At 70.1% G+C, this 17971-nt stretch carries 19 protein-coding genes, 1 rRNA gene and 1 pseudogene; 16 read left to right on the top strand and 5 right to left on the bottom strand.

Annotation, left to right across the window (positions count from 1 at the left end; genetic code table 11):
* Positions 1–39 precede the first annotated feature (39 nt).
* The 5 genes and pseudogenes from ACLNEE_RS08140 (at position 40) to ACLNEE_RS08120 (ending at position 5524) form a co-directional block, all read left to right on the top strand.
* Positions 40–1215: an NAD(P)/FAD-dependent oxidoreductase gene (locus ACLNEE_RS08140; RefSeq protein WP_411422439.1), complete on the top strand. Its 1176-nt coding sequence runs from the start codon at positions 40–42 to the stop codon at positions 1213–1215.
* The gene (locus tag ACLNEE_RS08135; protein WP_411422438.1) at positions 1212–1865 is read left to right on the top strand and encodes an HAD-IA family hydrolase; all 654 of its coding nucleotides are present in this window, start codon (positions 1212–1214) and stop codon (positions 1863–1865) included. The genes ACLNEE_RS08140 and ACLNEE_RS08135 overlap by 4 nt, the downstream gene beginning before the upstream one ends.
* Positions 1866–1873: 8 nt before the next feature.
* Positions 1874–3493, top strand: a pseudogene (gene hflX / locus ACLNEE_RS08130) (GTPase HflX); the annotation flags it as partial.
* A gap of 168 nt (positions 3494–3661) precedes the next feature.
* Positions 3662–4297 carry a peroxiredoxin gene (locus ACLNEE_RS08125; RefSeq protein WP_411422493.1) on the top strand — a complete coding sequence of 212 codons (636 nt, stop codon included), beginning with the start codon at positions 3662–3664 and terminating at the stop codon, positions 4295–4297.
* Positions 4298–4360: 63 nt separating this feature from the next.
* On the top strand, positions 4361–5524 hold the full coding sequence (locus ACLNEE_RS08120) for an anhydro-N-acetylmuramic acid kinase (protein WP_411422437.1): 1164 nt from the start codon (positions 4361–4363) through the stop codon (positions 5522–5524).
* Here the strand turns inward: ACLNEE_RS08120 and ACLNEE_RS08115 are convergent.
* Entirely contained in the window at positions 5521–5859 is a 339-nt protein-coding gene (locus tag ACLNEE_RS08115) for a ribbon-helix-helix domain-containing protein (RefSeq protein WP_411422436.1), read from the bottom strand. The two genes, ACLNEE_RS08120 and ACLNEE_RS08115, sit on opposite strands and share 4 nt — an antisense overlap.
* Before the next feature lie 107 nt (positions 5860–5966).
* Between ACLNEE_RS08115 and ACLNEE_RS08110 the strand changes: the two genes are divergently transcribed.
* From ACLNEE_RS08110 to ACLNEE_RS08095, 4 genes are all read left to right on the top strand, one after another.
* Positions 5967–6284, top strand: a complete 318-nt coding sequence (locus tag ACLNEE_RS08110; protein ID WP_411422435.1) for a hypothetical protein — start codon at positions 5967–5969, stop codon at positions 6282–6284.
* 90 nt (positions 6285–6374) lie between these two features.
* Positions 6375–6710, top strand: coding sequence for a hypothetical protein (locus ACLNEE_RS08105; RefSeq protein WP_411422434.1), 336 nt, complete (start codon positions 6375–6377; stop codon positions 6708–6710).
* A gap of 311 nt (positions 6711–7021) precedes the next feature.
* On the top strand, positions 7022–8749 hold the full coding sequence (locus tag ACLNEE_RS08100; protein ID WP_411422433.1) for an ABC-F family ATP-binding cassette domain-containing protein: 1728 nt from the start codon (positions 7022–7024) through the stop codon (positions 8747–8749).
* Between the two features lie 127 nt (positions 8750–8876).
* The gene (locus tag ACLNEE_RS08095; protein WP_411422432.1) at positions 8877–9104 is read left to right on the top strand and encodes a hypothetical protein; all 228 of its coding nucleotides are present in this window, start codon (positions 8877–8879) and stop codon (positions 9102–9104) included.
* Between the two features lie 33 nt (positions 9105–9137).
* Here ACLNEE_RS08095 and ACLNEE_RS08090 read toward each other — a convergent pair whose 3' ends face one another.
* Positions 9138–10253 carry a trypsin-like peptidase domain-containing protein gene (locus tag ACLNEE_RS08090; RefSeq protein ID WP_412006974.1) on the bottom strand — a complete coding sequence of 372 codons (1116 nt, stop codon included), beginning with the start codon at positions 10251–10253 and terminating at the stop codon, positions 9138–9140.
* A gap of 364 nt (positions 10254–10617) precedes the next feature.
* On the opposite strand from ACLNEE_RS08090, the gene ACLNEE_RS08085 reads away from it, so the two are divergent.
* The 7 genes from ACLNEE_RS08085 (at position 10618) to ACLNEE_RS08055 (ending at position 16085) form a co-directional block, all read left to right on the top strand.
* Entirely contained in the window at positions 10618–10914 is a 297-nt protein-coding gene (locus ACLNEE_RS08085; RefSeq protein WP_411422430.1) for a DUF2973 domain-containing protein, read from the top strand.
* A 65-nt stretch (positions 10915–10979) separates the two neighbouring features.
* Positions 10980–11342, top strand: coding sequence for a hypothetical protein (locus tag ACLNEE_RS08080; RefSeq protein ID WP_412006973.1), 363 nt, complete (start codon positions 10980–10982; stop codon positions 11340–11342).
* The gene (gene hrpB / locus ACLNEE_RS08075) at positions 11339–13960 is read left to right on the top strand and encodes an ATP-dependent helicase HrpB (protein WP_411422492.1); all 2622 of its coding nucleotides are present in this window, start codon (positions 11339–11341) and stop codon (positions 13958–13960) included. Before ACLNEE_RS08080 ends, hrpB begins: the two co-directional genes overlap by 4 nt.
* Positions 13960–14181 (top strand): hypothetical protein, encoded by a 222-nt coding sequence (locus ACLNEE_RS08070; protein WP_411422428.1) that lies wholly within the window; start codon positions 13960–13962, stop codon positions 14179–14181. Before hrpB ends, ACLNEE_RS08070 begins: the two co-directional genes overlap by 1 nt.
* A 22-nt stretch (positions 14182–14203) precedes the next feature.
* Positions 14204–15385: an exodeoxyribonuclease VII large subunit gene (gene xseA, locus ACLNEE_RS08065; protein WP_411422427.1), complete on the top strand. Its 1182-nt coding sequence runs from the start codon at positions 14204–14206 to the stop codon at positions 15383–15385.
* A 2-nt stretch (positions 15386–15387) separates the two neighbouring features.
* On the top strand, positions 15388–15702 hold the full coding sequence (xseB, locus tag ACLNEE_RS08060) for an exodeoxyribonuclease VII small subunit (RefSeq protein WP_411422426.1): 315 nt from the start codon (positions 15388–15390) through the stop codon (positions 15700–15702).
* Positions 15699–16085 carry a DUF2834 domain-containing protein gene (locus tag ACLNEE_RS08055; RefSeq protein WP_411422425.1) on the top strand — a complete coding sequence of 129 codons (387 nt, stop codon included), beginning with the start codon at positions 15699–15701 and terminating at the stop codon, positions 16083–16085. Before xseB ends, ACLNEE_RS08055 begins: the two co-directional genes overlap by 4 nt.
* A gap of 155 nt (positions 16086–16240) precedes the next feature.
* Here ACLNEE_RS08055 and ACLNEE_RS08050 read toward each other — a convergent pair whose 3' ends face one another.
* From ACLNEE_RS08050 to rrf, 3 genes are all read right to left on the bottom strand, one after another.
* Positions 16241–16696, bottom strand: a complete 456-nt coding sequence (locus tag ACLNEE_RS08050; protein ID WP_412006972.1) for a hypothetical protein — start codon at positions 16694–16696, stop codon at positions 16241–16243.
* Between the two features lie 88 nt (positions 16697–16784).
* Entirely contained in the window at positions 16785–17735 is a 951-nt protein-coding gene (locus ACLNEE_RS08045; RefSeq protein WP_412006971.1) for a YhjD/YihY/BrkB family envelope integrity protein, read from the bottom strand.
* 136 nt (positions 17736–17871) lie between these two features.
* Positions 17872–17971 (bottom strand): 5S ribosomal RNA (rrf, locus tag ACLNEE_RS08040); the annotation flags it as partial.

Raw genomic sequence — 17971 nt, 5'->3', positions numbered from 1 at the left:
ATCCGCGTGTGGGCGCCCCCCTACAGAGCCATGTCGGCCATGACGGATCCAGCGCTGCCGTCGTCCGCACCGATCGTGATCGTGGGCGGCGGTTTCGGCGGCCTCTACACCGCCCTGGCCCTGGCTGAACGGCGCCAGCCGGCCCCGATCCTGCTGGTGGAACCCCAGGAGCGCTTCCTCTTTCTTCCCCTGCTCTATGAGCTGCTCAGCTCGGAACTGAGACGCTGGGAGATCGCGCCCCGTTACGACGCTCTCCTGGCGGGCAAGGGCATCGCCTGGCTGCGCGATCGCGTCGTGCACATCGACGGCCGCACGCGGCAGTTCACCACCGCGGGCGGCCGCACCCTCCCCTTCCGTGAACTGGTGGTGGCCTGTGGCGCCGCCACCAGCAGCTTCGGCATCCCGGGGGTCGTGGAACACAGCCTGGGCTTCCGCACCCTGGCCGATGTGGAGCGGCTGCAGCAGCTGGTGACAACCCTGCGCGACCAGCGACGGCCGCTGCAGCGGCTCGCGGTCGTGGGCGCCGGGCCCAGCGGCGTCGAGCTGGCCTGCAAGCTGACGGACCTGCTGGAGGGGGCCGCGGTGGTGGAGCTGATCGAACAGGGTCCCCAGCCCCTCCCCCTGGCCAGGGCGTTCAACCGGGAGCAGGCGATCCGGTCCCTCCAGGCCAGGGATGTGCGGCTGCGCACCGGCACCCGGGTGCGCGCGGTCGGCGCCGACCGGCTGCACCTGGATGGGCCCGCCGGTGCCGAAGAGGTGACTGTGGAGGCCGTGGTCTGGACGGCCGGCCTCGCCTTCCACCCCCCCAGCCTCGAGCCCCCGGCAGCCTGTGATCGGCGCGGACGGCTTCTGTGCGAGCCCACCCTGCGGCTGCAGGGCGCCGAGCACCTCTATGCCGTCGGTGACATCGCCGCCGTGGACCCCGGCGAGGGCCCCCTGCCCGCCACCGCCCAGGTCGCGTTTCAACAGGCTGCCTGCCTGGCCGACAATCTGGCGCGCGCTGCGGCGAACGAACCGCTGGCCCCGCTGGCGTTCCAGGATCTCGGCGAGATGATGAGCCTGGGCATCGGCGAGGCCAGCCTGGTGGGCGGCGGCCTCACCCTCGCCGGCAGTGCCGCCTTCCAGCTGCGCAGACTGGCCTACCTCACCCGCCTGCCCGGCCGGAGCCACCAACTGCGCGTCGCAGCCGGCTGGCTGGCCGACTGGCCGGCGTGAACCCCAGCATCCCCTCCCACCCGCGCCCCCGGGGCCTGCTGCTCGACGCCATGGGCACCCTGTTCGGGCTGCGTGAGCCCGTGGGCCGCACCTATGCCCGCTGGGCCGCCCGCCATGGCCTGACCCTGGAAGCCGGGCAGCTTGAGCAGGGATTCCGTACCGCCTACCGCACCGCACCGCCGCTGGCCTTCCCGGGCCTGGAGGGGCCCGCCCTGCATCAGGCCGAACTGGGCTGGTGGGCGGATCGCATCGCCGCCAGCCTGGCCGCGGCGGGGGCCGCCACCATGCCGTCGGGCCTGGCGTCGGAGCTGTTCGAGCACTTCGCCGACCCCGGACCCTGGCGGGTCTATCCCGAGGTGCCCGCCCGACTGGAACAGTGGCATCGGCAGGGCCTGCGGCTGGCGGTGGTCAGCAATTTCGACAGCCGTCTGCCAGCGCTGCTGGACCGCCTGGGCCTGGCCCGATGGTTCCGGGCCGTGGTGGTGTCCAGCAGCGCCGGGGCCGCCAAGCCCGACCCGGCTCCCTTCCGGCAGGCCCTGCAGCAGTTGGACCTGCCCGCGACGGCGGCCTGGCATGTGGGCGACAGCCCGGAGGATGTGGCAGGGGCCCGTGCGGCCGGACTTCCCTGTGTGCTGGTGAGGCGATCTTGAGGCAGGGTGTGCTGGCCGGACAGACGGCCGGGCTGCGGCCGGCGCAGCGGCGGCGCCTCGAACGGCTCTGCCACCGCCGCCACCCGGACACCACCGTGGCCGAGACGCTCTGCCTGCAGCGGCTGGCCGCCGAGAGCCGCGAGCTGGAGCTGCCCCTGAGCCTGGTGGTCGATGGCCGGGGGCTTGGTCGACTGCTCTGGATCGGTCCTTTGGAGCAGTCCGGCCGCCTGCTGGAGAAACTGCCGGGTTCCCAGCGCCGTCAGGGCTCGGACCTGCGGCTGCTGACCTGCTGCGGCCGCGAGAACCGGCTGGAGCCCTCCATCCAGGAAGGGGTCGTGGGGCTGGATCTCACCCCGCAGGTCTGGCTGCGCTTCACCGATCAGGCCGGGGCCGGGGGGCACTGGCCGGCACGCCTGCTGATCCGGAGCGGGGAGCAGGGCCACCCCTGGGCAGCGGTCAGCAGCGGTGACCTGGCCGACCTCTGCGCCAGCGACCCCCAGGCCCTGGCCCCAACCCAGGCCAGCGGCGGCCAGGAGCCTGCCGGAGAGGCCGCAGGACCGCAGAGCCGCGAGGCTGTCGAGCGCGTGCTGCTGCTGGTGCTCACGCCCGCGGACCGGGGTGAGGCCCAGCGGCAGATCGCCGAACTCGAGGGCCTGGTGCGCAGTGCGGGTGCCGTGCCCATGGGGGTCCTGCAGCAACGACGCCACCGCATGACCCCCCACACCCTCTGGGGCGAAGGAAAACTGGCCGAGGCGGCGATCGAGGCCCGGCGGCTCGGGGCAACCCTTGTGGTCACCGATCGGGAACTCTCGCCCCTGCAGGCCCGCAACCTGGAACGGCTGCTGGATCTGCCCGTCAGCGACCGCAGTGAACTGATTCTCGACATCTTTGCCCAGCGGGCTGCCAGTGCCGCCGGGCGCCTGCAGGTGGAACTGGCCCAGCTGCGCTACCGGCTTCCACGGCTCACCGGGCGTGGACGCAGCCTCTCCCGCCAGGGAGGCGGCATCGGCACCCGCGGTCCGGGAGAAACCCAGCTGGAGAAGGACCGCCGTGCCATCGCCCGACGCATCGAGCGCTTGCAGCGCGATCTGCGGCAGCTGGAAGCCCACCGCGCTCGCCTCCGCTCCGGCCGTCGCCCCATGCGGCGCCTCGCCCTGGTGGGCTACACCAATGCCGGCAAGAGCTCCCTGCTCAACAGGCTCACCCGGGCCGAGGGGCGCGGTGCGGTGCTGGCCGAGAACAAGCTCTTCGCCACCCTGGACCCCACCACCCGGCGCCTCACCCTGCCCATCCCAGGCACCGGCGAGACCACCGACCTGCTGCTGACCGACACGGTGGGCTTCATCCGCGACCTTCCCCCCCCGCTGGTGGAGGCCTTCCGCTCCACCCTGGAGGAGACCCTCGATGCCGATGGTCTGCTGGTGGTGGTGGACCTGAGTGATCCGGCCTGGCCGGAACAGCTCCGGACGGTGCACGCCATCCTGGACGGCCTGGGGGCCACCACAGCCCGCCGGCTCGTGGCCAACCAGATCGACCGCTGTGGGGCCCATGAGCTGGATCGGGCCCGCAGCTTCGACCGTGCGGCCCTGTTCGTCTCCGCCACGGAAGGGCTGGGACTCCGTCGTCTGCGGGAGGAGCTGGCCCTCTGGCCCCCCGGGGAGACTGAGGCGTTCAACCGTCCAGCGGCCTGGGAAGAAGCGGCTCGATCACCACAAGCGGCATCACCGGCGCCTGTGTCACCATCGTCAGCTGCGGGCCTCCACCGGCCCCATCCTCTCCCTGCGTCCTGCTCTCCCATGGCTCTGCAACTCGGCGACACCGTCCCCGACTTCACCCAGGATTCCCAGCTCGGTCCGATCCATTTGTACGACTACGCCGGCGACAGCTGGGTGGTCCTGTTCTCCCATCCTGCTGATTACACGCCGGTGTGCACCACCGAACTCGGCGAGGTGTCGCGGCTGCGCCCCGAGTGGGAGAAGCGCAATGTCAAGACCATCGCCCTCAGTGTCGACTCGGCCGAGAGCCACAAGGGCTGGATCTGTGACATCAACGAAACCCAGAACACCACTGTCGACTATCCGATCCTGGCGGATGAAGACAAGAAAGTGAGCGATCTCTACGGGATGATCCACCCGAATGCGCTCAACAACCTGACCGTGCGCTCGGTGTTCATCATCGACCCCAACAAGAAACTCCGCCTCCAGATCACCTATCCCGCCAGCACGGGCCGGAACTTCGATGAGATTCTGCGGGTGATCGACTCTCTCCAGCTCACCGACTACCACCAGGTGGCCACCCCGGTGAACTGGAAGGACGGCGACGACTGCGTGGTGGTGCCCTCCATCCCGACCGAGGAAGCCAGGAGCAAGTTCCCGAAGGGCGTCACCGAGGTGAAGCCCTACCTGCGCATGACCCCCCAACCCAACCGCTGAGCCGGCCAGCTCCGGATCCAGGCCCGCTCCTATAACCCAGCCGACCCCCCCGACACCGACACGATGCGCGTTCTCGGTCTGATGAGCGGCACCAGCGCCGATGGGGTCGATGCCGTGCTGGCGAGCTTCCAGGGACCGCTCCGGCGGCCCCGCTGGCGCCTGCTCGCCCGGGCCAGCCTCCCCTACCCCGAGCCCTTGCGGCAGCAGCTGATCGGGCTCGGCCAGGGGGAGCTGCTCAGCGCCGCGGCGCTGCTGGAGCTGGCCGAGGCCACCACCGAGGTGCAGGCCGCGGCCGCCCGTGCCTGCGACCCCCAGGGCAGCGCCGAACTGGTGGGCTGCCATGGGCAGACGGTCTGGCACCGCCCGCCCGTGGGCAAGCGGCGGGGCAACAGCTGGCAGCTGCTGCAGGGTCCCCTGCTGGCCGCGCTGGTGCAGCGCCCGGTGGTCTTCGACTTCCGGGCGGCCGATCTTGCCCTCGGCGGCCAGGGGGCGCCCCTGGTGCCACCCGCCGACGAGGCCCTGATCGGCCGCTGCGGTGGCTGGCGGGCGGTGCTCAACCTCGGCGGGATTGCCAACCTCACCCTGCTGCCGCCGCGCTGCGGCCCCGATCGGCATCAGCCGGTGCGCGGCTGGGATTGCGGGCCCGCCAACACCCTCCTCGACCTGGCCGTGCACCGGTTCAGCGGGGGCAGCCGGACCTATGACGCCGATGGCGCGTGGGCCCGCCGGGGGCAGGTGAACGAGGCCCTGATCGGGCGGTGGCTGCAGGAACCGTTCTTTCAGCAGGTTCCACCGAAATCCACCGGGCGAGAGCTGTTCGGCCGCCCCGACCTGGAGCGTCGGCTGGAGGCCCTGGATGCCGTGCGCCAGCCCGCCGGCCCAGACCGACCAGCCGAGGGGGAGGCCGCCGATGCGCTGGCCACCCTCACGGCCTTCAGCGCCGCCGCCGTGGCCCAGGAGTTGGCACACGGGCCCCGGCCCATCGAACTGCTGGTGGCCGGCGGTGGCGCCCGGAACGGCCTGCTGATCGAGCAGCTGCGCCGCCGCTGCCGGGGTGTGATCGTGCGTCCCCTGGCCGATCTGGGCATTGCCGACAGCGATCGTGAGGCGCTGGCCTTCGCGCTGCTCGCCTGGTGGCATCACCGCAACCACCCCGGCAATGCGCCTGAGGTGACCGGCGCTCGCCGCCCCACGGTGCTGGGGGTCTGCGCCCGGCCACCGGGCTAGCTGGGGCGCTGGAGACGCAGCCTGCGGGGTGCGCCCCGCAGGCGCTGGGGGCGCCCCTGGCCCTGCTGTTCCAGCTGCTGGCGGAACTGGTCCGCATTGGTCAGCGACGGGGCTGACGGGGCAGGCGAGGCGGTGGCGGGGGTGGGGCCAGCGCTGCCGCGGGCCTGCTCCAGGCGCTCCACACCCTGCTGGATCAGCACCTTGGCCATGTTGCTCACGGTCCGGGAATCGGCCTCGGCCAGCTGGGCCAGCCGCAAGCAGAGATCCTCCGGCAGAACGACCTGGATCCTGGGCGACTTGGGCCGCCCGCTGGAGGAGGTTTGCCGGGTCGCCACGCCAGACGGGAACGGACAACAGGGGGACGGGGAGGGCGGCGGCAGGCCCGGGGTGGAACCGGGCCTCCAGGTTCCACCCGGATACGTTGCAGTGTACTCAGATGCGCATGGATAGTATCCATGCCTATGCTGGCGACAGCCCATCCGTTCCCCATCCATCCGGAGGTGGCCCCATGCCCCACAGCCGCAACCGCCGCACCGCCGAGCGCAGCGACGTGCTGGTCTCGGCCGTGATCAGCACCTACCTGCTCACCCATCTGCACCATGTGCTGCAGCGGGCCGAGTACGGAGCCCAGCAGGAGGGGCGCACCGCCCTTGCCGCGAACTACGCGGAGCTGCGCAAGGTGCTCTGTCTGGATGCCCGCAGCATGGAGGACGCCTCCGCCTGCGGCACACCGGTTAACGACAACCCGAAGGCCGCCTGAAAAAGGCCGCCTGAACAACAAAGCCGCAATGCGTCGCGCCAGGGTCCTGAACGGCCCATAGGGTCAGAGAAGAGTCGCTGGACCCTCCCCATGAGCAGCAGCCCGAGTCACAGCCCGAGCCAGGGTCCCGGCCACAGTTCGCGCGGGGAGGACGCTTCGGTGGATCCGATCCCGGTGGATCCGATCTCGGCGGATCCGACCGGCAACGCTGTGGAACTGTATGGCCGCATCAGCGCCGACCCCGAGCTGACCCAGTCGCTGTTCCGCCAGGCGCTGCAGGATCCCAGCGGCGCGCTGGATCGCATCGTGGGTCTGGGTGCGGAACTCGACCTACCGGTGAGCCGGGAAGAGGTCAAGGCCCACATCGCCGCGCTCGACGACCCCGCCAGCAAGCAGTGGCTGCTCAAGGCCCGCGGAGGTCTCTGATCGGGGCGACGCCGCCGGACGCTTCATCCCCCCTCCCTGGGCCCAGCTGAAAAACAGCCAGTAGCTCACGATGGCCAGGCCCGCGGCCACCACCAGGGCAGCGACCTGCTCGAGGCGCTTGATCATCCCGGGACAACGGCGACTGCCCGGAGTCTGCCCGAGGCAGGCGTCCCCCGCAGGCCCGGCGGCCAGCCCGATCGGCCCCTTAACCGACCGGGCACGTCCACGGTGCGGCAATGATGCGAAATGATGAGCTTGGGACGAGTCCCCCATCCCGGCCTCGCCTGCAGCCCTCCGCTCCGCTCCGCCCCGTGCTCCGTCTTGAACGCATCGGCAAGATCTATCCGACCGGGGAGGTGCTGCGCGACGTCACCTGGGAAGTCAAGGCCGGGGACCGCATCGGCCTGGTCGGCGTGAATGGTGCGGGCAAATCCACCCAGCTGAAGATCATCGCCGGACTCGAGGAACCCAGCAGCGGTCAGGTGATCCGCCAGGGCGAACCGCGGATCGCCTACCTGCAGCAGGAGTTCGACGTGGACCCTCGCCGCACCGTGCGGGAGGAGCTGTTCCAGGCCTTCGGGGAAGCGGCGGAGGTGCTCGTGCGCCAGCACGCGGTGGAGCACGCCATGGCGAGCGAGCGGGCGGCCAGCGATCCGGAGCATCTCGATGCCCTGATCCACGAACTGGGCCAGCTGCACAGCCGCTTCGAGGCGCTGCACGGCTACGAGCTCGATGCCCGCATCGACAAACTGCTCCCCACGATCGGCTTCACCCCCGAGGGGGCCGAACAGGTGGTCGGGGACTACTCGGGAGGCTGGCAGATGCGCATCGCCCTGGGCAAGATCCTTCTCCAGGACCCCGATCTGCTGCTGCTGGACGAGCCCACCAACCATCTGGACGTCGAGACGATCCAATGGCTTGAGGGGTATCTGATCCAACAGACCGCCGCCCTGGTGGTGATCAGCCACGACCGCACCTTCCTGGATCGGGTCTGCAACCAGATCGTCGAAACCGAGCGGGGCGTCTCCCGCACCTACCTGGGCAACTACACCCAGCATCTGGAGCAGAAGGCCCTGGAGCGGGAAGCCACCCAGTCCGCCTTCGAGCGCCAGCAGAAGGAGCTCTCGGCCCAGCAGGCCTACATCGATCGGTTCCGCGCCAGCGCCACCCGTTCGACCCAGGCCAAGAGCCGCGAGAAGCTCCTGGACAAGATCGAGCGGGTGGAGGCCCCAGTCGAGTCGGTGAGTGGACCTCGCTTCCACTTTCCCGAGGCTCCCCGCTCCGGCCGGCTGGTGGCCGAGATCGCCGATCTCACCCACAGTTACGGCGACCGGATCCTCTTCCTCGGGGCCAACCTCGAGGTGGAGCGGGGGGACCGTATCGCCTTCGTGGGCCCCAACGGGGCCGGCAAGTCCACCCTGCTGCGTCTGGTGATGGGCCTGGAGCAGCCGCTCGAGGGCCGCGCCGGGCTGGGAGAGCACAACGTGGTGGCGGGCTACTTCGAGCAGAACCAGGCCGAAGCCCTGGATCTCTCCAAAACGGTGATCGACACGATCTTCGAGGCGGTGCCGGACTGGACCCAGACCCAGGTGCGCTCGCTGCTGGGCAGCTTCTGCTTCAGCAACGAGAGCGTGTTCAAGGAAGCCGGCAAGCTCTCCGGGGGGGAGAAAGCCCGCCTGGCCCTCGCCCAGATGCTGCTCACCCCCTGCAACCTGCTGGTGCTGGACGAACCGACCAACCACCTCGACATCCCCGCCAAGCAGATGCTCGAGGACGCCCTGATCGCGTACGAGGGAGCGGCACTGCTGGTGAGCCATGACCGCTATTTCATGGCGCGGGTGGCCAACCGGATCGTCGAGGTGCAGGACGGCGAACTGGTGCTCTACCGGGGTGACTACGCCTACTACCTCGAGAAAAAGGAGGAAGAGGCCGAGCTCGCGCGCCAGCAGGCCGCCGAAGCCACGCGCCTCGCCAAGCGAGCCGCCAACCGCCAGAAACAGCAGGAGCGGCAGGCCTCCCGCAAGCACAAGGCGGCCTGAACGGGCCACCGGGGATCACGCTGACAGGAAATCACCACAACCAAGGGCCCCTGTCGCAACGGCTACGAGCGGAACTGAAACAGTTTGTAGCTTTGGGCCGGTCCATCGCCCCATCGCGACGCCCGCCATGCCTGAACCACTCGCCCTCAGCCTCGGTCAGCAATTCGAGCTGGAACGGATGAGCCGCGCCATCGATGACACGGCAGACCTCAAGGCCCTGCAGGGGATCGCCAAGCAACTGCTGCAGGCCTGGCACAGCCAGAAAGCCGCGACCCAGTGGGTCATGCGCCAGCAGCTGGCGGCGCCCTCGCAGTTCGGCCCGGGATTCACGGCCCCCTGGGGTCAGGAGGCCTGATCCGGTGACGATCCGGGCGAGAAGGGCGGCGCGTCAGGCTCCGCCCATCTGCACCGGCACGACCGTCACCTTCAGAACCTGGCCCTGGCGCTGAATGCTCAGCGTGAGGCTTCCCCCCACACCGGTCCTTTCCACGGCAGACACCAACTGGGAGGGCTGAACCACCGATTCCCCTCCGGCCGCCACCACCACATCACCTTCTTTCAAGCCGGCACGCTCGGCAGGGCCGTTGGCCAGAACCGAGGCCACCCGCACCCCCCGGGTCAGGCCGGTCCCATCGCCCGGACGCACGAGATCGAGGCCGACACCGATCATCGGGTGGCTCACCTTGCCGGTCGCCACCAGCTGGCGCGCGATGTCCCTGGCCCGGTTGATCGGAATGGCGAACCCCAGGCCGGCCCCGGGGCCCTGACGCACCAGGGTGTTGATGCCGATCACTTCACCATCGGCGTTGAGCAGGGGCCCACCGGAATTGCCGGGATTGATGGCCGCGTCGGTCTGGATCAGATCCAGACGCTTGTCGGTGATCCCGAGCTTCGCCGCGTTCCGGTTGAGGTTGCTGATGATCCCCATCGTCACGGTGTTGTCGAGCCCATAGGGATTGCCGACGGCAATCGCCCATTCCCCGACCTGGAGGGCATCCGAATCGCCCAGGGGAGCCACCGGCCAGGGCCCCGATCCAGCAAGGCGCACGACGGCCAGATCGGTCAGCCGGTCCAGCCCCATCACGGTGCCTTCCACACGCCGGCCGTCCTGGAGGCCCACCGTGACACGGTCCGTTTTCTCCACCACATGGGCGTTGGTGAGGATCAGACCATCGGCCTGAATGATGAAACCACTGCCCTGGCCGCGCTCGGTGCGCTGGGCCGGGGGGACGGAACGCTGGGGGAGGCCGAAGAACTGGCGGAAGGCCGGATCGTTCATCAGGGAGTTGGAAGCTCCCCCCCCCGCTCCCGCGACCCGCACAGTGCGCTCGGTGTCGATCGTGACCACCGCGGGGCCGGCGCGACGGACCGCGGCGGCCACGAAGGACTGGCGGCTGAGGGCAGTCCCGATGCTGGTGCCGGACTGGGCGGCGGCCAGGGGCTGCGGAATGGCCAGGCCGGCAGGAAGGCAGAGGGATGCCGCCAGAAACGGAGCCCAGGTCAAGGGCAGGGCACGGTGCGAACCCATGTACGAAGCGGCCACGACATCCCAGAACCGTAGTCAGACCCGCAAGACCCAGAAGGGCGGATCCCCGGCCCTCCCGTGACTCCTGGCCGGACCCGGCCCTGCGCACCCCAAGGCTTCCGCAGGCCCGACCCCCAGGAGAAGGGGCGACGACCCTAGGCTGCGCAAAGATTTGTATCGATCCATGGGCACTGAGCGACTTCTCCTGGCCTTCCTCGCCTTCGGTGCTGCCTGCACCACCCTCTGGGCCTGGATGCTCGCCACCGCAGGGACCAGTTCCCGCCAGTCCGGGCAATGATGGGGGTGCGGCTCGGCCGACTCCACCTGCACCAGCCCCCCGGGCATGAACGCGATCCTCTCCCAGCTCTTCCCGATCATTTACGGCGCCTGTTTTCTGGTCTTGCTCTGGCAGGCCTTTCGGGTGATGGGGCAGGGTTTCAGGGCGGTGCCGCGCCCTGGGGATCCCCAGGGCGCCGTGGGACCGGTCGGAGAGACCCCGGAAGTCGCTGACCGCACCGGCAGGGTGACCATCCATCCCGAACTTCTCGATGCCGATGGTCAGCTCACCAGCGAAGATCTGCTCACGGTGCGGTTCAGTGGGGACAACGAGCGTCCCGCCTTTCCGGGAGACCCCAGCTGAATAGGCTCATCGGTGAGAACGTGACTTCAGGGAGTGAGCGAGCATTGGACCAACGGACGCGGATCGTGGCTGCTTTACTGCGCACCCTCAAGCTCCCGCCTCGCTTTCGCCTGAAGTTGGTCAAGGACGATCCGATCCGTCTGGAACTGAGCCTGACCCCTGCCTACGGCAAGGATCCCGTGCTGGTCGGCCTGGTGGAATCCCAGGACCTGGTAGCCCGGCGTGACCGTGAGGGTCGTATTCCCAGGGATCTGCAGGGCACCTGGGACTGGACCGTGCGGCACGGTTCCGTCAGCACCGGTGGATGGAACCCCTACCTGAAGGAAGCCCTTCAGACCATGTTCGAAACCGGCCTGCCGGCGATCGTCTACGAGGAACTCACCGGCGAGGCCTACCACCCGGTCGATGGTGTGCGCCACGTGCGCTGAAGGCCATCGGGCCCCGGTTCGGCTCCGCATCCGCCTCTCCTGACCATCCGCCCCTGACCGAACGCCTGCCGATCGACCCCCTCCTGCCCCAGATCCGGGCAGCGCTGGCGGAACCGGGGGCGACCCTGCTGCTTCAGGCCCCCCCCGGCGCGGGCAAGACCACCCGGGTGCCAGGGGCTGCCCTCGCGGCCCTGGCTGGGACCGGCGGCAGCGGAAGCGGCCGCGTCTGGATGCTGGAGCCCCGCCGGATCGCCGCCCGCTCGGCGGCACAGCGGCTGGCGGTGGAACGCCACGAGGCCGTGGGCCAGGTGGTGGGCTACAGCGTGCGGCTCGAGAGCCGCACCAGCCCCGCCACCCGCATCGAGGTCCTGACCGGGGGGGTGTTCCTCCGCCGCCTGCAGCAGGATCCCGCCCTGGAGGGGGTCGGCTGCCTGATCCTCGATGAATTCCACGAGCGTCACGCCGACACCGACCTCGCCCTGGCCCTGGTGCGCCAGGCCCGGGAGCTCCTCAACCCCGCCCTGCGGCTCGTGGTCATGTCGGCCACCCTGAACCTGGAGGCGCTCGCAGCCCAGATGCCGGAGGCCAGGGTGCTCAGCAGCGCGGGCCGCAGCCACCCTGTAGAGATCCTTCACCAGCTCCCCAGACCTGGGGAACGGCTGGAACGGCAGGTGCTGCGGGCACTGGAGAACCATTGGCAGGCCGAGCCCCCCCAGGGGGACACCGCCCTGGTGTTTCTGCCGGGTCTGGCGGAGATTCAGGCCTGCAGCCGCAGCCTGGCCGCGGCGGGCTGGGAGGACACGCTCGATTGGGTTCCCCTGCACGGCAACCTGCCCCTGGCGGAACAGGGCCAGGCGATCGCCCCGGCCCGGCCCGGCCGCTCCAAGCTGGTCCTGGCCACCGCCCTGGCGGAGAGCTCCCTCACGATCGCCGGGGTGACCCTGGTGGTCGACAGCGGCCTGAGCCGCCGCAACCGGTTTGACCCCGTGAGCGGCATGGACACCCTGGTCACGGTTGCCGCCAGCCGCGCCAGTGCCGACCAGCGGACCGGTCGGGCCGGGAGGCTGGGGCCGGGCCGCTGCATCCGGCTCTGGTCGCCGGCCGAACAACAGCGGCGACCTGATCACGACACGCCTGAGATCCAGGAGGCCGACCCGCTGCCCCTGGCGCTGCAGCTGGCCTGCTGGGGGGATCCCCTCGGGCAGGAGCTGAACTGGCTCGATCCACCGCGGGCTGCGGCCCTGAAGGAAGCCCGGGCCCTGCTGGGCCAGCTCGGGGCCCTCGATGCCGGCGGAGCGCTGAGCGCCGACGGGCGCCGGCTCGCGCGGCTGGGGCTCCACCCCCGGCTGGGTCACATGCTCTTGGTGGCCCAGCGCTGGCAGGCCGAGAGCCTGGCCTGTGAACTGGCGGTGCTGCTGAGCGAGCGGGACCCCCTGAACCGCCAGGAGGCCGGCAGCGACCTGCTCAGCCGGCTCGACTGGCTGCGGGAGCGGAACCCCCACCATCCCCTGCGGCAGCTCAAGCGCCAGTGGGAGCGTCAGCTGGGGGCTCTCCCCCACGCCACACCGGCCGCGGACCAGGCGCAGGACCAGGAGCAGCCGCCCAGCCCGGAAGCCACCCTGGCCGCCCGGCTGGTGGCTGAGGCCTACCCGGAGCGGGTCGCGCTGGCGCGAAGCGATGGGCGGGGGAGGTTTCTGATGCGCGGCGGCCGGGGCGCGGTGCTGCATCCGCATGACCCGCTGCGGGGGGCGACGCTCCTGGCGGTCGCCGCCGCCGATGGCGCGGACCAGGACGCCCGGATCCTCCAGGCCCTGCCCCTGGATCGGGCCTACCTGGAGAACCTGGCCGACCGGGGGGGGCAGCGGCGGTACCAGGCCCGCTGGGATGCCGCTGCCGGCCGGGTGCGGTGCGAGCAGATCCTCGAACTCGATGCCCTCACCCTGGACGCGCGCCCCTGGCCCCAAGCCAGCGGTGAAGCGGTGGTGGCAGCCCTGCTCGACGGCCTGCGGCAGACAGGCCTGGCGGCCCTCCCCTGGCGGGCCAGCACCCGCCAGCTGCAGCAGCGGCTGTGCCTGGCCCACCGCCATCTGGGGACGCCCTGGCCGGACCGCAGCGACACCTGGCTGCTCGCGGATCTGCAGAGCTGGCTGGCTCCCCAGCTGGAGGGCCTGCGCAGCCTGGACGACCTGCAGGGGATCGATCTCGCCGAGGCGCTCTGGGGGGATCTGGACTGGTCACGGCGCCTGGAACTGGATCGGGTGTTGCCGGCCAGGCTCACGGTGCCCTCGGGACGGGCGGTGAGCCTCGACTACAGCAGCGGCGAGGCGGTGCTGGCGGTGAAACTGCAGGAGGTGTTCGGCATGGCCGTGGGTCCGACCCTGCTCGACGGGCAGCTCCCCGTGACCCTGCACCTGCTCACCCCGGCGGGACGTCCCGCTGCGATCACCCGGGACCTGGCGGGGTTCTGGCAGGGCAGTTACCGGGAGGTCCGGCGGGAGCTCCGCGGGCGGTACCCACGCCACCCCTGGCCGGAGGACGGCGCCAACGCCCAGCCCACCGGCCTGACCAAGGCCGCCCTGGCCCGGCAGGGCGGCACAGCCCGGCCCACGGGAGGCTGATGCCGCGCCCCTGCTGCAGACTCGCCCTGTTCGCCATGCCGTCCGTGGCCCGCTTCTTCGTCAACAACCGCCGTGATGGCTCGCGGCTGCTGAGCAGTGCCCTGGTCATCTGCGGAGCGGGGCTGATCCGGATCGACCACCCCGCCGGCCAGGCCATCGCCCTGCTGGCCGGACTCGTGAGTCTGTACTGGTGGACCTGCTACCGCCAACTGGAATCATGAAGGGCCTCCATGCCCTCAGGCCATGAACGGCCCAGGCGAGGGGTCCGGTCTGCCCCGCTACAGCGTCAGCGCGCTCAACGCCGCCGTGGGCAGCCTGCTGGAGCGCGGCTTCGCGCCCCGCTTTCTGCTGGAGGCCACCGTCAGCCGGCCCCAGCTAAAGAAGGGCCATCTGTGGATGACCCTGGTCGATGACCAGGCGTCGATCACGGCCGTGGTGTGGGCCTCCCAGCTGTCCCGGCTGAGCCTGCAGCCGAGCGATGGGGACGGCGTTCTGGTGGTAGGCAAGCTCAACTTCTGGGCCAGCCGGGCCTCCCTCAGTGTGCAGGTGCTCGATCTGAGGCCCAGCCTCAGCAGTGTGCTGCGCCGCTTCGAGCAGGTGCGCCAGCTGCTGAGCGGCGAAGGGCTGTTTGCCCCTGAACGCAAGCGGACCTTGCCCCCCCTGCCGCAGTGCATCGCCCTGCTCACCAGTGTGCCGAGTTCGGCCCTGGCGGACATGCTGCGCACGGCCGCGGAACGCTGGCCGGCCACCCGGATTCTGGTGGTGCCCATCCCGGTTCAAGGGGCCGTCGAGGGACAGATCTGCGCCACCCTCAGCCACCTTTACACCCACCTGGAGAGCCAAGGCATCGAGGCCATCGTGCTGGCACGGGGTGGAGGCAGCCGCGAGGATCTGACGGTCTTTGACGGGGCCGATCTGGCCCGCGTCCTCGCGGCCTCACCGGTGCCGACCGTGAGTGGGATCGGGCACGAGGATGACACCACCATTGCCGACCTGGTCGCCGACCACCGGGCGGCGACCCCGACTGCGGCGCTGGTGGCCCTGCTGCCGGAACGGGCGGCCGTGCTGGCGGGCCTGGCGCAGGCGCGCCGCCATCTCGCCCAGCTGGTGACCCTGCGCCTCCAGGGGGAGCGGCAGCAGCTCGGCCGGCTGGACGAACGGCTCAGCCAACTCCACCCCCGGGACCTGCTGGACCAGCGGCGGACCAGCCTGCGCCAGGCCCGGTCGCTGCTGCGGGCCCTTTCCCCGGAGCACATCCTCCAGCGGGGATTCAGCCTGATCCGGCTCGGCACGGGTCCGCTGGTGCGCTCGGTCCACGACCTGCATCCCGATCAGGCCGTGGTGCTCGAACTCGCGGATGGGCAGGCCGATGCCCTCGTGCGCCAGATTCACCCCCATCCATCCCCACCAGCGGCTCCTGCCTGACCATGGCCAGCACCGGTTCCAGTGCCCGCGGCCAGGGCCGCTCCAGCGGCCAGCGCAGCAGGACCCCTGACCCCGGCCGTCAGGCGGAACGCACGGCAGCGCAGCTGTCCTACAACGAAGCCCGGGCGGCTCTGGAGCTGATCCTGGCCGAACTCCAGGCCAGCGACCTCCAGGTGGAGGAGATGGCCGCGCTCTATCGCCGCGCCCAGGCCTATGCGGAGCGCTGTGAACAGATCCTCGAGCACGTGGAGCAGGAGATCCTGCTCTGGGACTTGAGTGACGACGCCGAACGCCCCCCCACCCCGTACCACCCATGACCACCGACGAGATCTCCGCATCCGGCGGCAGCGGACGCCCCCTGCGCTGGCTCCGATGGGTGTACCTGGCCCTGGCCGTCGCGGGCGCGGTGCTGCCCTGGCTGGCCAACCTGGCGTTCATCCAGGACTACGGCGCCAGCTTCGATATCGGGCTGTTCGTGGCCCTCGCCAACGCCAACCCGGCGGCCTCATCCCTCTCGCGGGATCTCGCCATCGGCGCCACGGCCGTGGTGCTCTGGATGGTGCAGGAGAGCCGGCGGCTGCAGATGCGGGGACTGCCCTGGGTGCTGCTCGGCTGCGTGACTGTGGCGTTCGCCTTCGGCGCTCCGCTGTTCCTCTACCTCCGTGAGCGGCGGCTGGACGAGCTGGACCGCATCTCCTGAGGGGGACGGTCCCACGAGCGAGCAAAGCCCGTCCGGGCCAGGCCGCCAGGCCAGGGTTGGACCACCCAGGTGGACATGGCCAGGTGGACATTCCCAGGGGTCGGACGCTCTGCGGAGCGTTCTGGTCAATCAACCGGGTCGATCAACCTGGCCGATCAAGGTGCTTCCGAACGGCTGTCGCTGTCCATGGACTGGGAGGACACCACTTCGACGTCGATGGTCGCGGTGGAGGCCTCGCGATCACTCCCGAAGACCTGGCTGTCCGGCCTGGGCGACGGCCGCTCCGCCGACGCCGAGGCGCCGAGGGAGGTGCCGCAGGCGGGGCAGACCTCCAGACCGAGGCTGGTAAACCCACAGGCCGGGCAGACCTGCAGGCGGCGGCGCAACACCTGCCAGGCGATAAACCCGACCGCACCCAGCAGGACCGGCAGGAGCAACAGGGTGAGGGTGATGCCCCCCAGCAGATCCAGCAGGAAGCGCCCGAACGGCAGCGGTGCCAGCAGCAAGGCCCCGATCAGCAGAATGGGCAACCAGGGAACCGACCTCTGCATGGCTGACGGGAAGGGGAACGGGCAGGGCCAGTCCTGGCGCATGGCGACCGGGATGACCATCCTGGCCCCTGGCAAGTCTGCTCCAACTCGGTGACTGGCACCGTGAGCTGGCAGCGTGAGAGGTTGGCTGGAAGGCTGCTGAAGCCATTCACGACCGGTGGCTGGCCGGACGGCTGATCACCACACTCAGGCATTGGGCGAAATAGATCAGGACTCCGATCAGCCAGATCCAGAAACCAAACACCAGAACCCCACCGACGAGGCCATAGGCCTGAAAGCGCAGCCCCAGGGCCACCAGCACCCGACCCACCACCAGGTTCAGGAGGGTCAGCGACAGCGAAAGGAAGACACCTCCGGGCAGAAGATGGCGCCAGGGCACCCGTCGTGACGGCAACATCCACAGCAGCAACAGTGACGCCAGGAAGATGAAGCCCAGGGTCATCAGCAGGTCCACAGCCAGGGTCAGGGGGTGCTGCAGATCGAGCGTCAACGGAATGACGCGGGGCATCATCCCGATCCGCGGCGGCGCGTCGGCAAGACGCCAGGGACTGATCACCCTGTCCAGCACGATCATCAGGGCCAACAGCGATACCAGCGCCAGGGCCTTGAAGCGCAGCTTCAGATAGCGCAGGACCAGCTGGGACGCACCCATCCTCTCAAGACCGAAGGGCCGGTTCCACCAGATCCGGTCGGCACCACGCTGAAGGGTCAGGTAGGCATTGCTGGCCGTGAGCAGGAGCACCAGCACACCCAGCAGTCCGGCCCCGAAACCCTGCCGAAGAAACGCGTTCAAGCCCGTGGAGACAGCGGGCATGGCGGAATCGGGCAGCACCTGCCGAGCCCCACTGAGCAGCCGGTCCACCAGGCCCTCATCCTGACCCAGAACCCTGGCGGCCAGGGAGAGGGCAATCAGTCCGATCGGGAAGACCGACTGCAGGGCGTGATACGCGAAAGCGGCGCTCAGATCGACACAGTCATGGCGAAACCACAGCTGGATCGCTCGCCAGACGATGCGCCCTGCAGCGAAGCGCCTCAGACCGGCCCGCCGCCCTGCATTCCTCGGCAAAAGATTCTCCGGCGAGAGCTCACACCGCCCCAAGGACCCAGGCGTCACCGGAGCCTAGCGGGACGGCCCGAGCGCTCCCCACCTTCAAAGCCTCCCCACAACAAAGCCACCCCGTGTGGGGTGGCTCTGGCGCTCCAGCCGCTGGGGCTGGAGCAGAAGCGAATGTTTTACCTGGCATCGACCTATTTTCTCAGGGGGCTACCCCCCAAATATCGTCGGCGCTGCAGCGTTTCACAGCCGAGTTCGAGATGGATCGGCGTGGTTCCACT

It is taken from the genome of Aphanothece stagnina RSMan2012 (genome assembly GCF_046764815.1).
Classification (GTDB): domain Bacteria; phylum Cyanobacteriota; class Cyanobacteriia; order PCC-6307; family Cyanobiaceae; genus NIES-981.
This window is presented reverse-complemented; position numbering and strand designations above follow the sequence as displayed.